General features: G+C 69.2%; 6 protein-coding genes, 1 tRNA gene and 3 pseudogenes. 8 read left to right on the top strand and 2 right to left on the bottom strand.

Annotated features, from left to right (window positions below):
* Positions 1-33 precede the first annotated feature (33 nt).
* From A6302_RS04015 to A6302_RS03985, 8 genes and pseudogenes are all read left to right on the top strand, one after another.
* Positions 34-1,907, top strand: a pseudogene (locus A6302_RS04015) (ABC transporter ATP-binding protein).
* A 155-nt stretch (positions 1,908-2,062) separates the two neighbouring features.
* Positions 2,063-2,698: a helix-turn-helix domain-containing protein gene (locus A6302_RS04010; RefSeq protein WP_169833489.1), complete on the top strand. Its 636-nt coding sequence runs from the start codon at positions 2,063-2,065 to the stop codon at positions 2,696-2,698.
* Between the two features lie 360 nt (positions 2,699-3,058).
* Entirely contained in the window at positions 3,059-3,649 is a 591-nt protein-coding gene (ssuE, locus tag A6302_RS04005) for an NADPH-dependent FMN reductase (protein ID WP_069305966.1), read from the top strand.
* Positions 3,650-3,692: 43 nt separating this feature from the next.
* Positions 3,693-5,027 (top strand): LLM class flavin-dependent oxidoreductase, encoded by a 1,335-nt coding sequence (locus tag A6302_RS04000; protein ID WP_069305965.1) that lies wholly within the window; start codon positions 3,693-3,695, stop codon positions 5,025-5,027.
* Between the two features lie 75 nt (positions 5,028-5,102).
* Entirely contained in the window at positions 5,103-5,972 is an 870-nt protein-coding gene (locus A6302_RS03995) for an NAD(P)-dependent oxidoreductase (protein WP_069305964.1), read from the top strand.
* 401 nt (positions 5,973-6,373) lie between these two features.
* A complete protein-coding gene (locus A6302_RS21010; RefSeq protein WP_245293907.1) occupies positions 6,374-7,189 on the top strand; it encodes an ImuA family protein in 816 nt (271 codons plus the stop codon).
* Positions 7,173-8,069: pseudogene (locus A6302_RS26010) on the top strand (Y-family DNA polymerase); the annotation flags it as partial. The gene A6302_RS21010 and the pseudogene A6302_RS26010, both read left to right, overlap by 17 nt.
* A gap of 545 nt (positions 8,070-8,614) precedes the next feature.
* Positions 8,615-11,849, top strand: a pseudogene (locus tag A6302_RS03985) (error-prone DNA polymerase); the annotation flags it as partial.
* Positions 11,850-12,430: 581 nt separating this feature from the next.
* Here the strand turns inward: A6302_RS03985 and A6302_RS03975 are convergent.
* Positions 12,431-12,522: transfer RNA gene (locus A6302_RS03975), tRNA-Ser, on the bottom strand.
* Between the two features lie 187 nt (positions 12,523-12,709).
* Positions 12,710-15,010, bottom strand: coding sequence for a ribonuclease R (rnr, locus tag A6302_RS03970; RefSeq protein WP_083255493.1), 2,301 nt, complete (start codon positions 15,008-15,010; stop codon positions 12,710-12,712).
* Positions 15,011-15,086 lie beyond the last annotated feature (76 nt).

The raw sequence follows: 15,086 nt of genomic DNA, 5'->3' as shown, positions 1-15,086 counted from the left end.
GGGATGAGCCAGAAACGAGAAATGATGAACCAGATGGTCGCCACCCCCGTTTCCGCTTCCCCGGCCGTGCCTGCGCCCGGCATGGCTGCCCCCGTGCTGTCGGTGGAGCATCTCTGCACCGCGTTCAGGGTCGACGACGGGTGGAAGCCGATCGTCCGTGACGTGAGCTTCGACGTCGGCGCCGGCGAGACGGTTGCGATCGTCGGCGAATCCGGCTCCGGCAAGAGCGTCACGTCGCTGTCGATCATGCGGCTGCTGCCCGCGGCCTCGTCGCGGATCGCCGGCCGGATCCGTCTCGGCGACGTCGATCTCGGCGCGCTCTCGGAGCGCGAGATGCGCCGCGTGCGCGGCAACGACATCGCGATGATCTTCCAGGACCCGATGACGAGCCTCAACCCGATCTTCACGATCGGGGACCAGATCGCCGAGACCCTCGTGCGCCACCGCGGCCTGTCGCGCGGCGCGGCGCTTCGCCAGGCGGTGGAACTGCTCGAAAAGGTCCGCATTCCCAATGCGAAGGCCCGGGCCGGCGACTATCCCCACCAGTTCTCCGGCGGCATGCGCCAGCGCGCGATGATCGCCATGGCGATCGCGACCCGGCCGAAGCTGCTGATCGCCGACGAGCCGACGACCGCGCTCGACGTGACGATCCAGGGGCAGATCCTCGACCTGATCCGCACGCTGCAGCGCGAGGAGGGCATGTCGGTCCTGTTCGTCACCCACGACATGGGCGTGGTGGCCGAGATCGCCGACCGGACGCTGGTGATGTATCGCGGCGAGGCGGTGGAGTGGGACCGGACCGCGGCGATCTTCGCCGCGAGCCGCCATCCCTACACGCGGGCGCTTCTGTCGGCGATCCCACGGCTCGGCTCGATGCAGGGCCGGTCCCTGCCGGCTCGCTTCGAGATCACCGATGTGGCAACCGGCGCGCCGCGTCCCGTCGCGCCGATGACGGACACGGTGGCGCACGGCACGACGCCGGTGCTGGAGGTGCGCAACCTCACCACCCGCTTCGACATCCGCAGCGGCCTCTTCGGGCGCAAGACCGGCGCGGTCCATGCGGTGGAGAATGTCAGCTTCGACCTGCGGCGCGGCGAGATCCTGTCGCTGGTGGGGGAATCGGGCTGCGGCAAGTCGACGACCGGGCGCAGCATCATCCGGCTCACCGAGGCGAGGCGCGGCCGGGTCTCGGTCGAGGGCTACGTGAATGTCGACGGCTACGACGCTCTCGGCCTCAATGTCACGGATCTGCGCCGGATGCGGCGCAGCATCCAGATGATCTTCCAGGACCCCTATGCGAGCCTCAACCCGCGCAAGCGCATCCGGGCGACCCTGACCCAGCCCTTCGTCGAGCAGGGACTCGGCAGCAAGGCGGCGGCGCTGGACAAGGCGGCGGACCTGCTGGAGCGGGTCGCATGCCGGTCGATGCGCTGGGCCGCCTGCCGCACGAGTTTTCCGGCGGCCAGCGCCAGCGCATCTCGATCGCCCGGGCCTTGATGCTCGATCCGAAGGTGATCATCGCCGACGAGGCCGTGTCCGCCCTCGACGTCTCGATCAAGGCGCAGGTCTGCAACCTGCTGATGGACCTGCAGCAGCAGCTCGGCGTCGCCTTCCTGTTTATCTCCCACGACATGTCGGTGGTGGAGCGGGTCAGCCACCGGGTGGCGGTCATGTATCTCGGCGAGATCGTCGAGATCGGACCAAGAGCGGCCGTGTTCGGCGATCCGCGCCACGACTACACGAAGAAGCTGCTTGCGGCGGTGCCGATACCGGACCCGGCGCGGCGGACCGATGCCGCGCCGCCGCCGGCCTCGGAGCTGAAAAGTCCGGTCCGCCCCGTCGGCTATGTGCCGCCGCAGCGGACCTATGCCGAGGTGTCGCCGGGCCATCTGGTGCGGATGGACTGACGCCATGGGGCCGGATCACGGACGCAGGGACGTCTCGCATTTCAGCAGGGTTGAAAATTCCATCCATTTCGGACCTCTCCACGCTGGCAAGTTCCCGGGATGTGTCGATAATGAAACCGGGCGAACGCCTGGCGTTCAGCGGTGGGAGACGGTGCGTGGCAGGAAAGACCGACAAGGAACCGGCATTGCCGTCGCGCATGTCGGCCTCGGACGATGCGGCCAGAACGCTGCTCGTGGTCGGCCAGCGTCTCCGCAAGCTGCGCGTCCAGCGCGGCTACCGCCAGCAGGACATCGCCGAGATCGCCGGCATCAGCACGGCGATGCTGAGCCTCGTCGAGCGGGGTCTCGTGTCGCCGTCGCTCACGACCCTTGCCGCCATGGCCCATGGCCTCGGCATCTCGCTGACCGACCTGATCGCGGGACGGGGCAGCGGCGAGGACGAGCCGTTGTCCCGGCTCAAGGATCAGCCGGTCATCAAGACCGACGACGGCGTGCGCCGCTGGGTGCTGAAGGAAGACCGGCTGCGCAAGGTCGACATCACCCTCAACGAATATGCTCCGGACATCGGCAATTCGCCGAATGGGGTGCGGCACACCGGCTACGAATACGGCTTCGTGATCGAGGGCGAACTGACCGTCGAGATCGACCGGGTGGCCTATGTGGTCGGCAAGAACGACCTGATCTCGCTCGATTCCACCCGGCTGCACAAGATCTGGAACTACAAGCCGAAGACCGCCCGGGCGCTGTGGTTCAATCTCCAGCGCGACGACCTCGGCCCCACCTACGCCTGACCCGCAAGCCGCCGGCCTGTGCCGCCACCGCGACCGCGCAGGGCAGGGCACGCCCGCATGCCCAGAACGCCGCCCGGAGGTGCCCGTGCCCCTCCGGCACAGTCGCCGCGCGCGGGCTTCATGCTGTCGATGAATTAATCCATACTAAAATCATTGCAGACATCGCAGCGTGTCTTGAGTAGAAATAGCTATCATTATGAGATATATAAGATTGCAATCACAGCACTTCATCGAGAGAAGGTCGTAGAAATTTCATTGACATTAAAATTTGAGTCTGGCTGAATTGCGTTCGGCAGATGAATGCGGCGCAGGCCGCCACACAGGCCGCCCCTCCGTCGATCAGCGCAGAAGGACAAGCACGTGCGCAACTTCCGGGTCGTTGCTCTCTCCGCGAGTGCCTCCGCCACCTCCAAGACCGCCGGCATCGCCGACCTCGTCCTCGACCGGCTGACATCGCCCTCGGTGACGATCAGGAACATCGCCCTGCGCGACCTGTCTCTCCCGGCCATGCTGGAGTATCCGGCGCGCGACGCCGGTCTTGCCGCGGTCAACGAGGAGGTGATGGCCGCTGACGGCGTGATCGTCGCGACGCCGATCTACAAGGCGTCCTTTTCCGGTCTGCTGAAGCTCTATCTCGACCAGCTTCCGCAGTTCGCGCTGGCCGGCAAGACCGTGCTGCCGATCGCCACCGGCGGCAGCCTTGCCCATGTGCTGGCCCTGGATTTCAGCCTCCGGCCGGTCCTGCAGTCGATGGGCGTGCGCCACGCCGTCCAGAGCTTCTTCGTCGCCGAGGCGCATATCGCCGCCACGGACGACGGCGGCTTCACGCTGCGGCCCGAGGCCGTCGCGCCGCTCGACGAAGCGATCCACCACTTCCGCCAGTCGATGCTCGCCGCCGACACGGCCGACCAGCTCGGCCATCCCCGCCCGGAACGCCGCGCTGCGGGCTGACCGCCGCGCCCGTCGCCCCGACACTCATCACAAGGATCAAGTCATGGCATCGACAAAGATGATGCACCTCGGCGCCTTCGCGCTGGCCTCCGGTCATCACGTGGCCGGCTGGCGGCTTCCCGGTGCCCAGGCCGGGTCCGAGAATCTCGAGCTGCTCAAGCACATCGCGATGACGGCCGAGCGCGGCAAGTTCGATCTGTTCTTTCTGGCCGACGCGCTGAACACCTCGCCGACCATGCATCCCTCGATGGTGGTCCGCCTCGAGCCGCTGACGCTGCTGTCGGTGCTCTCCACGGTCACCAGCCGGATCGGTCTGGCCGCCACCGCGTCGACCACCTATTCGGAGCCCTACAATCTCGCCCGCCTGTTTGCCTCGCTCGATCACCTGAGCGGCGGCCGGGCGGCGTGGAACATCGTCGCCGGCGCCTTTCCGGCCGCGGCCGCCAACTTCAGCCTGAAGGAGCATCCGGAGCATTCCGAGCGCTACCGGATCGCGGCGGAGTTCGTCGAGGTCGCCAAAGGCCTGTGGAACAGCTGGGAGGACGACGCCGTCGTCATGGACAAGGACAGCGGCGTCTATGTCGATGCCGCGAAGATGCATGTCCTCGACCACCACGGCGCCCACTTCAACGTGAAGGGACCGCTCAACATCAGCCGCCCGCCCCAGGGCTATCCGGTGTTCATCCAGGCGGGCGCCTCCGACACCGGCCGCGATCTGGCCGCCTCCGTCGCCGAGATCGTCTTTGCCGTGCTGCAGGACCTCGACACGGCCAAGGCCTTTGCCGACGACCTGCGCGGACGGGTGCGCAAGTTCGGCCGCAACGTCGACCATCTCAAGATCATGCCGGGCGTCTGCCCGATCGTCGGCGAAAGCGAGAAGGATGCCCGGGCGAAACTCGCCGAACTCGGCGCCCGCGCCGATGCGGCGACGTCGCTGCGGGTCCTGTCCGAACGCATGGGCCACGACCTGTCGGCCTTCGACCTTGATGCCCCCATGCCGCAGCTTCCGCCCTCCGGCATGATGCAGGGCCATGCGGTCACGCTTGCGGCGCTGGCCGCCCGCGACGGGCTCACGCTGCGCGAACTGCGCGACTTCACCTCCGCCGCCATGGGCCACCGCCTGCTGCTGGGCACGCCGGAGCAGATCGCCGACGGCCTCGAAGAGTGGTTCGTGGCCGGCGCGGCCGACGGCTTCAACGTCATGCCGCCGTGGTTCCCGGGCGCGCTCGACGACTTCGTCGACCATGTGGTGCCGGTGCTGCAGAAGCGCGGCCTGTTCCGCACCGAATACGAGGGGACGACCCTGCGCGATCACCTCGGCCTGCCGCGGCCGGCCCACCCCGCCGCCGCGGTTGCCGCAACGAACGCCGCCGAGTGAGCCGCAGCCCGGATGCCCGTTGCCGTAGTTGGTTGCGAGTGTGCGGGCCGAACTGAAAACGAGTTGGGAGAGAGCATGTCGAAGGTCGCGTTTCTGGGTCTCGGGGTCATGGGCTACCCGATGGCCGGTCATCTGCGGGCGCGCGGCGGTCACGAGGTGACCGTCTACAACCGCACGCCGGCCCGGGCCGAGCAGTGGGTCGCCGAATTCGGAGGCAGGCGCGCGGCGACGCCGGCCGAGGCGGCGCGGGGGGCGGAGATCGTCTTCTGCTGCGTCGGCAACGACGACGACCTGCGATCGGTCACGCTCGGCGCCGACGGTGTCTTTGCAGCCATGCGCGCGGGATCGGTGTTCGTCGACAACACCACGGCCTCGGCGGACATTGCCCGCGAGCTCGCCGCGGCGGCGCAGGCGGGCGGCTTCGGCTTCCTCGACGCGCCGGTCTCCGGCGGTCAGGCCGGCGCCGAAAAGGGCATCCTCACGGTGATGTGCGGCGGTTCGGAGAGTGATTTCGACAAGGCGGAGCCGGTGATCGGGGCCTATGCCGCGAAGGTGGCGCTGATCGGCCCGGCCGGCAGCGGCCAGCTTGCCAAGATGATGAACCAGATCTGCATCGCCGGCCTCGTCGAGGGGCTGGCCGAGGCGATCCACTTCGGCAAGCGCGCCGGGCTCGACATCCTCAAGGTCGTCGACGTCATCTCCAAGGGCGCCGCCGGCTCCTGGCAGATGGACAACCGCCACGCGACCATGAACGCCGACCAGTATGAATTCGGCTTTGCGGTCGACTGGATGCGCAAGGATCTCGGCATCGTCCTCGACGAGGCGCGCCGCAACGGCGCCCGCCTGCCGGTGACGGCCCTCGTCGACCAGTTCTATGCCGACGTGCAGGCGATGGGCGGCAGCCGCTGGGACACGTCCGCGCTGCTGAAGCGCCTCGAAGGCTGACACCGCTTCGTTCAGGGCAGGGAGACGTCTGCCGCCTCGGATGAGGCGACAGGGCGGCAGCCGGCCGCCAGCGGGTCGGCCGCAGGTTTCGTGCGATCGGCAATGACCGATCCTGTCCTCCGTCTTTCGGACCGTGTGCCCCTGCGTGGAGTAGCTGGGGAGGCATTGGCGAGTGCCGGTTGGGCCGGGGTTGCGAACGCAAACCCGGCCGGGGAGAGGCGGCGGCTGGGGAGGCCTAGCCGGGGGCTTTCCATGGTGGCCCTGCGGGATATGCGAGCGGCGCCCTGTCGCCGTCCCGTCCGCACGGGCCTCCACAGCTCCTCTTTCGCGATCCGGACCTCATCGATTGACTCTCGTGGCATGAGAACAAATAATGAACACCCTGGATCGAAGGACCTCGCATGCCGGCTCGAACCCCCGTCATTCTGGATGATCTTCGCCGCCGGGTGGCGCGGCTGGAGCATCTGCGTCCGGAGGGCCGCAGAGTGCTGCCCTTCGGGCTTGCGGCGCTGGATGGGCACCTGCCGGGCGGCGGGCTGAGGCTCGGAGCCCTGCACGAGGTGGCCGGCGGTTCTGGCGACGTCACCCATGGCGCGGCGGCGAGCCTGTTCGTCGCCGGCATCCTCGCCCGGCTCGAAGGTCCGGTGCTCTGGTGCGTGGAGCGGCAGGATCTTTTTGCGCCGGCGCTGGCCGGCGTCGGGCTCGATCCCGGACGGGTGATCTTCGTCGAGACCGGCAAGGCGAAAAACGTGCTTTCGGCCATGGAGGAGGGGGCACGGGAGAAGGGACTTTCGGGCGTCGTCGGCGAGGTGAGCGGGCTCGACCTCGTCGCCTCGCGGCGATTGAGCCTGGCCGCCGAAGGCTCCGGCGCCCTCATCCTCGCGCTTCGGCGCTGGCCGCAGCGGCAAGACAGGGAGGAGCAGAAGCCGAATGCCGCCGTCAGCCGCTGGCGGATCGCCGCCAGCCCGGAAGAGATCGGACCAGCCGGATCGGGCCGGCGCAGGCTGGGACGTGCCGTGTGGAACGTGGAACTGACCCGCTGCCGGGGGGCGGAGCCGGCAACATGGACTTTGGGAGCCTGTGATGAAAAGGGCCGTCTCGCCGAGACCCGCCGCACCGACAAGATCCGCCCGGCGAACGATCGCGCTGTTCCTGCCCGACTGGCCGACGGACCGGCTCAGGCGGGAAGAACCGGACCGCGTGCCGCCACCGGATGAGCCCCTCGTCACCGTCCGGCGCGAGAAGGGACGCCGGCTGATCGCGGCCGCCGATGGCGCGGCGAGGGCGCATGGCCTTCGTCCCGGGATGAGCCTTACCCACGCCCAGGCGATCCTGCCGGGGCTCGCGATGGTCGAGGCAATGCCTGAGGCGGATGCTGCGTCACTCGCCCGGCTCGCGCAATGGGCGATCACCCGCTACAGCCCGGTGGCCGGGCTCGTCGGACACGACGGGCTGCGGATCGAGTCCGCCGGCTCCGACCATCTGTTTGGGGGGGAGGAGGCGATGCTTGCGGACCTTTCCGGTCGGCTGGCGAGGGCCGGCATTGCCGCAAGAGCCGCCGTCGCCGGCAGCCACGGCCTTGCTTACGGCCTCACCCGCCATGCCGCAGACGTGCCGATTCCGCCGGTGCCGGCGGGGCGGGAGCGGGAGGTGCTCGCCGCCCTGCCGCTCGCCGCATTGCGCCTCGACCCGCCGACGCTGCAGGGGCTGCACAAGCTCGGCTTTTCCACGGTCGGCGAGATTGCCGGCCTGCCGCGGGCGCCGCTCGCTCGCCGCTTCGGAGCCAGCCTGTTTCGCCGGATCGACGAGGCGCTCGGAACCCTTCCGGAGCCGTTCGAGGCCGTGCCTGCGCAGACGGCGCTCGCCGAGCGCTGCAGCTTCGCCGAGCCGATCGCCACCACCGAGCAGATCACCGTCGCCGCGGATGAACTCTGCCGGCGGCTCGCCGCGCGCATGGCGGCCGAAGGGGTGGGGGCTCGCCGGCTCGACCTCGTCTGCCACCGGGTCGACAGCGGCCTTGCGGCGATCCGGATCGGCACGGCCGCGCCCTCCCGCGATGCGGGCCATCTCCTGCGCCTCCTTGCCGAACACGTCGACGGGCTCGATCCGGGCTTCGGGATCGAGGCGATGACGCTGGCCGTGCCGCTGGCCGAGCCGCTCGGCGCCCGCCAGATCGCCGGCTCGCTCGGGGCCACGACGTCCGCGCCCGACCTTTCCGGTCTCGTCGACCGGCTGATGAACCGCTTCGGGCCGGGCCGGCTGTATCGGCTCGCGCCGGTGGAAAGCGAGGTTCCGGAGCGCTCGGTGTGCCGCGTCGGTCCGCTCGATGTCCTGACGTCGCCGTGGCCTGCCGGCTGGCCGCGCCCGGTGCGGATCCTCTCCAGGCCGGAGCCGGTCGAGACGATCGCGCTCCTGCCCGATCATCCGCCCCTCCAATTCGTGTGGCGGGGCACACGCCGGCGGGTGATGCGCGCCGACGGACCGGAGCGGATCTTCGGCGAATGGTGGAAGCGCGACGCCGAGCTTGCCGCGGTGCGCGACTATTTCGCGGTGGAGGACGACAGCGGCGCCCGCTTCTGGCTGTTCCGGGCGGGCGACGGTCTCGACCCGGCGACGGGGTCCCAGCGCTGGTTCCTGCACGGATTTTTCGGGTAAGCCATGTATGCCGAACTTCAGGTCACCACCAACTTCTCCTTCCTGCGCGGCGCCTCGCATCCCGACGAGCTGTTCCGGCATGCGGCGGCACTCGGAATCCCCGCCCTCGGCGTCTGCGACCGCAACACGCTGGCCGGCCTGGTGCGCGCCTTTGTAGCGGCGCAGGAGAGCGGCGTGCGCCTCGTCGCCGGCTGCCGGCTCGACCTCGAGGATGGCTGTTCCATCCTCGTCTATCCGCAGGACCGGCCGGCCTATTCCCGGCTCTGCCGGCTGCTCACCCTCGGCAAGGGCCGCGCCGGAAAGGGCCGCTGCCGGCTGACCTTCGCCGACCTTGCCGATCACGCGGCGGGAATGACCGCCATCCTGCTGCCGGATGCCCCGGATGCGGCGCTTGGCGCCCGGCTCGCCCCCTTTGCCGACGTCTTCGGCGAGGACGCCCACCTCGCGCTCACCCTCCGCCGCCGGCCGGGCGATGCAGACCGTCTGGAGGCGCTGTCGGCTATGGCGCGTGGCGCGCGCGTCGCTCCGGTCGCCACCAACGACGTGCTCTATCACGAGCCGCGCCGGCGCATCCTTCAGGATGTCGTCACGGCCATTCGCGAGCATGTCACCATCGACGAGGCGGGCTTTCGCAAGACCCGCTTCGCCGACCGCCACCTGAAGCCGCCGGCCGAGATGGCGCGCCTGTTCGCCGCGCATCCCGAGGCCGTGGAGCGGTCGATGGCGATCGTCGGGCGTTGCCGCTTCTCGCTTGCCGACCTTCGCTACCAGTATCCCAACGAGGTCTCTATGCCCGGCGTGACGCCGCAGCAGGAGCTCGTCCGTCTCACATGGGAGGGGGCGGCACAGCGTTATCCGCAGGGTCTCCCGGCGAAGACCCGGCGCCTGCTTGCCCACGAGCTCGGCCTCATCGAGCAGCTCGGCTACGCGCCCTATTTCCTCACGGTCAACGCCATCGTCCGTTTCGCCCGGTCGAGGGGCATCCTCTGCCAGGGCCGCGGCTCGGCGGCCAATTCCGCGGTCTGCTACGTGCTCGGGATCACCTCGATCGATCCGGAACACAACAATCTCCTGTTCGAACGCTTCGTCAGCACCGCGCGCAAGGAGCCACCGGACATCGACGTCGACTTCGAGCACGAGCGGCGCGAGGAGGTGATCCAGTGGATCTACGGGACCTACGGTCGCGACCGTGCCGCCCTCACCGCCACCGTGATCCGCTACCGCACGCGCGGGGCTCTGCGCGACGTCGGCAAGGCCATGGGCCTGCCGGAGGACGTCACCGCGGCGCTGTCCGGCCAGGTCTGGGGCTGGTCCATGGACGGGGTGCCGGAGCAGGCGGCGGCAACCGCGGGCCTCGACATCGCCGACCGGCGCCTCAGGCTGACCCTGGAACTCACCCGCGAGCTGACCGGCTTTCCGCGCCATCTCTCCCAGCATCCGGGCGGCTTCGTGCTGACCGACGACCGGCTCGACGACCTGGTGCCGATCGAGCCGGCGGCGATGGAAAACCGTCAGGTGATCGAATGGGACAAGGACGACATCGATGCCCTGAAGTTCATGAAGGTCGACGTGCTCGGTCTCGGCATGCTCGGCTGCATGCGCCGCGCTTCGATCTCCTGCGCGAGACGAAGGGCGTGATCCACGACCTCGCGTCCGTGCCGCACGAGGACGCGGCGACCTATGCGATGATCCGCAGGGCCGACACCGTCGGGGTCTTCCAGATCGAGAGCCGCGCGCAGATGACGATGCTGCCGCGCCTCAAGCCGAAGACCTTCTACGATCTCGTCATCGAGGTGGCGATCGTGAGGCCCGGCCCGATCCAGGGCGACATGGTGCATCCGTATCTCCGCCGCCGCGAGGGCCGCGAGACGGTCGACTATCCGACCGAGGAGCTGAAGGCGGTGCTCGGCAAGACCCTCGGCGTGCCGCTGTTCCAGGAACAGGCGATGCAGGTGGCGATCACCTGCGCCGGCTTTTCCCCGGCCGAGGCCGACCAGCTGCGCCGCTCCATGGCGACCTTCAAGAATTTCGGCACGGTCTCGGCCTTCCGCGACAAGCTGATCGAGGGAATGGTCGCGCGCGGCTATGAGCAGGCTTTCGCGGAACGGACCTTTCGTCAGCTCGAAGGGTTCGGATCCTATGGCTTTCCGGAAAGCCACGCGGCGAGCTTTGCCCTCATCGCCTATGCGTCAAGCTGGATGAAGTGCCACCACCCGGACGTCTTCTGCGCCGCGCTGCTCAACGCCCAGCCGATGGGCTTCTATGCCCCGGCACAGATCGTGCGCGACGCCCGCGAGCATGGCGTCGAGGTGCGCCCTGTCGATGTGAACGCGAGCCGCTGGGACACGACTCTGGAGCCGCCGTCCGATCCGCGGGGCGGGCGGCACGCCGTGCGGCTCGGCCTCCGCATGGCCAAAGCCTGGCCAACGCCGAGGCGGCGCGGCTGGTGGCGGCGCGATGCCTTGGCGGCAACCTGGGCGACACCCGGACGGCAAGGGCGGACGACGCCGACCTCGCCGCCGCGACGGAGTGGACAGAGACTGCCGGTGCGGCGCCAGGAACCGGAGAAGAAGACGGGGTTGCCGAAACGCCCTTCGCCAGCGTCGAGGACCTCTGGCGCCGCTCCGGCATTTCCGTCGCCGCATTGGAAAAGCTCGCCGCTGCCGATGCCTTCCTGCCGTCCATGGGCCTCTCCCGGCGCGACGCGCTCTGGGCGATCAAGCCGCTGAAGGACGAGCCGCTGCCCTTGTTCGCCGCGGCGGACAGGGGGCGGGCAGAGCCCGAGATTGCTGAGGCGCCGTGCCGATGAAGCCGATGACGGCCGGCCGGCTGGTGGTGGAGGACTATGCCAGCACCGGTCTGACGCTGCGCCGCCATCCGGTCTCCTTCCTGCGCGCCGACCTTTCCGCCCGCCGCATCCGGCCTGCGGCCGATCTCCTCGCCGCGCGCGACGGCACCTGGCTGATGACGGCCGGTCTCGTGCTGGTGCGCCAGAAGCCGGGCAGTGCCAAGGGGGTGATGTTCATCACGCTCGAGGACGAGACCGGCATTGCCAATCTCGTGGTCTGGCCGACGCTGTTCGAGCGTCAGCGGGCGATCGTGCTCGCCGCCTCGATGATCGCCGTCAACGGCCGTGTGCAGCGCGAGGGCGAGGTGATCCATCTCGTCGCCCAGCGCCTGTTCGATTTTACCCCGCTGCTGCATGGTCTCGGGGGGCGAGAGGAGACGCCTGCGGGGGCCTCGCCGGGCATTTTTCAGGATGGCCTTGGAGGAAATGAGAGCGGTGCCCTGTCGCAGTCCCGTACGCACGAGGCCCCGCCGGCCGAACGCTTCCGGCTGCCCCACGGCCGCGGCGACGAGTTCCACCATGGCGGACCGGGCACCGATCCGAGAGGGGCGCCGAAGAAGGACTGGCCCGCCCGCGACCTGTTCGAGCCCGAACGCCATATCGACACGCTGAAGCAGAAGACGCGCGACTTCCGGTAAGGCCTTGGGCTCGGATTCTGCCGGTTGCCAACCCGTTGCAATCGACAGGGTGGAAACACCCGCCCGGCACGAGACCACCGCCGCGGATCGATCCGCCGCGCGCCGGAACGGGAGTTCGTGCACGATCTGTGACCGGGTACGGTGCTTCGGCGTGCCGAAGACGCGCAGCCGGCCAAATCGGCCTCCGCGCCAAGCCGCGATCCGATGACCTGCCCACGTCCCGACATGGCTGCAGGCGGCACGGACCAGCCGCAGCACGCTCGGCAGCCCGATCAAATTCCTGCCAATCAGGGGAAATCAACCACTTGTGGGGTAAGTGGCGGAGACGGAGGGATTCGAACCCTCGATACCCTTTTGGGGGTATGCTCATTTAGCAAACGAGTGCCTTCAGCCTCTCGGCCACGTCTCCAGCGCTGGGCATGCCTAGAGGATCGGCCGGATTCGGTCAAGCGAAAGTCGGTGGGGAAATCGTCGTCCGGTCCGAAGTGGGGCTCGGGCGGGAGAGGTGGTGCCGGCTAAGGGTGCAGGGATACCGATCTGCGCGCCGGGCATGGTCCCGCGAGAGCACACGACCATGCCCGGCACCACGAGGACAGTCACCCCCGCGCACGGCCCCGTGGGCCGGGCGCCCGGCCCGGAGGGGTCTTGCCGCGCTTGTCGGCGCGGCGGGCGAGGCGCTTGTCGCCGACCGGCTTGCCGCGCCTGCCTTCGGTGAGGATCTCGAAGCGCAGGGCGCCGGCGAGCGGGGCGACCTCGACCAGTTTCACGTCGACGGTGTCGCCGAGCCGGAAGGTCTCGCCGCTGCGGTTGCCGACGAGGGCGCGGCGCGCCTCGTCATAGGCGTAGAAGTCGGCGCCGATGGTGGAGGCGGGCACGAAGCCGTCGGCGCCGGAGCCTTCCAGCTTGACGAACAGTCCGGCCTTGGTGACGCCCGCGATGCGGCCGCGGAAGGTGCTGCCGATCTGGTCCGACAGCCATTCGGCGACGAGCCGGTCGACCGTCTCGCGCTCGGCGGTCATCGCCCGGCGCTCGGCGGCCGAGATGTCGGCGGCGATCCGCTCCAGCCGGTCTTCCATGCCGTCCGGCAGGCCGTCGTCGCCAAGGCCGAGGGCGCGGATCAGCGCCCGGTGGACGATCAGGTCGGCATAGCGGCGGATCGGCGAGGTGAAGTGGGCGTAGCGGCGCAGGTTCAGCCCGAAGTGGCCGATGTTGATCGGGTTGTATTCGGCCTGGCTCTGGGAGCGCAGCACGACCTCGTTGACGAGGTGGGCGTTCTCGGTGTCGGCCGCCTTGGCGAGGATGGTGTTGAACTGGCCGGGGCGCAGGTTGCCCTGCTTGGCGAGCTTCAGGTCCATCGTGGAGAGGAATTCGCGCAGCGATTCCAGCTTGGCGAGCGAGGGCTGGTCGTGGACCCGGTAGACGAGGGGCGAGCGTTTCGCCTCCAGCGTCTCGGCGGCGGCGACATTCGCCTGGATCATCATCTCCTCGATCAGCTTGTGGGCGTCGAGGCGCTCCGGCGTCACCACCCGATCGACGGTGCCGTCGGGCTTCAGGAGGATCTTGCGCTCGGGCAGGTCGAGTTCCAGCGGTTCGCGGGCGCTGCGGCCGCGGCCAAGGCAGCGGTAGGCCTCCCACAGCGGCTTCAGGACGTGTTCGAGCAGCACGTCGGTCTTGTCGTCGGGATGGCCGTCGATCGCCGCCTGCGCCTGCGCATAGGCGAGCTTGGCGGCCGAGCGCATCATGATCCGGTGGAAGCTGTGGCGCTTCTTGTGGCCCTCGGCGTCGAACACCATGCGCACCGCCAGCGCCGGCCGGTCCTCGCCCTCGCGCAGGGAGCAGAGGTCGTTGGAAATCCGCTCGGGAAGCATCGGGATCACCCGGTCGGGGAAGTAGACCGAATTGCCGCGCTTCAGCGCCTCCTTGTCCAGCGCCGTGCCGGGCCGGATGTAGGCGGCGACGTCGGCGATGGCGACGGTGACGATGTGGCCGCCGACGTTGGCCGGATCGCTGTCCGGCTCGGCGTGCACGGCGTCGTCGTGGTCCTTGGCGTCGGCGGGATCGATGGTGACGAGCGGCAGGTCGCGCCAGTCCTCGCGCTTGCCCGACAGGCTCGCCGGTTCGGCCTCGGCGGCCTCGGCCAGCACCGCATCGGGGAAGATGTGCGGGATCTCGTTGGCGTGGATCGCGATCATCGACACCGCGCGCTCGGACTTCATCGAGCCGATCACCTCGCGCACCCGGGCGCTCGGCAGGCCGTAGCGGCCGATGCGGTGGACCTCGACGGTCACGAGGTCGCCGTCGACGGCATCCCCGGCATGTTCGGCGTCGACGATCATCTCGGTCTGCTTGCGCGACACGGGGACGATCCGTCCGCCGCCGGGGCCGGACTTGAACACGCCGACGATGCCGGTCGGCAACCGGTCGAGCAGCTTGATCACGCGCACGGCGGCGCGGGCGACGTGCTCGTAGCCGCGCGGCATGTCGCTGACCTTCGCAAGGATCCGGTCGCCGATGCCGGGAGTGCGTTCGCTTCTCGTCCGCTTGCCCCTGGGCGTGATCACCAGCAGCCTTGGCGGCGGGCCGTCCGTTTCCTCGTTCCACTTCACCGGCTCGGCGAAGATGTCGCCCTCGCCGTCACGGGAGATCACCTCGCAGACCAGCACCGGGGGCAGGGCGCCGGGCAGGGCGATCTTGCGGTGATGCCGCTCGATCAGGCCCTCGCCCTCGAGTTCCTTCAGGATCTGCTTGAGCACGATGCGGGCATCGCCCGTCACGTCGAAGGCGCGGGCGATCTCGCGCTTGCTGCCCTTCGTCGGGTGCTCGGCGACGAAGCGCAGGATCGCCTCCCGCGTGGGGGGAAGAGTTTCGGGCTTCGGCGGTCGGATCTTCTTGGCCAATGCGATTCGGTTCCGGTCCAGGGACTGCTGGACCCGACACTAACCGCAGGCGCCGGCTTGTCGCCTCGTTCGTCGA

This window comes from Methylobrevis pamukkalensis, assembly GCF_001720135.1.
Lineage (GTDB): Bacteria > Pseudomonadota > Alphaproteobacteria > Rhizobiales > Pleomorphomonadaceae > Methylobrevis > Methylobrevis pamukkalensis.
Note: the sequence above shows the minus strand (reverse complement) of the source record. Positions and strands in the feature narration are given on the sequence as shown.

Coding starts and splice junctions, on each gene's coding strand:
- A6302_RS04000 (WP_069305965.1), top strand. CDS start 3,693: ATGGCATCGACAAAGATGATGCACCTCGGCGCCTTCGCGCTGGCCTCC.
- A6302_RS21010 (WP_245293907.1), top strand. CDS start 6,374: ATGCCGGCTCGAACCCCCGTCATTCTGGATGATCTTCGCCGCCGGGTG.
- A6302_RS03995 (WP_069305964.1), top strand. CDS start 5,103: ATGTCGAAGGTCGCGTTTCTGGGTCTCGGGGTCATGGGCTACCCGATG.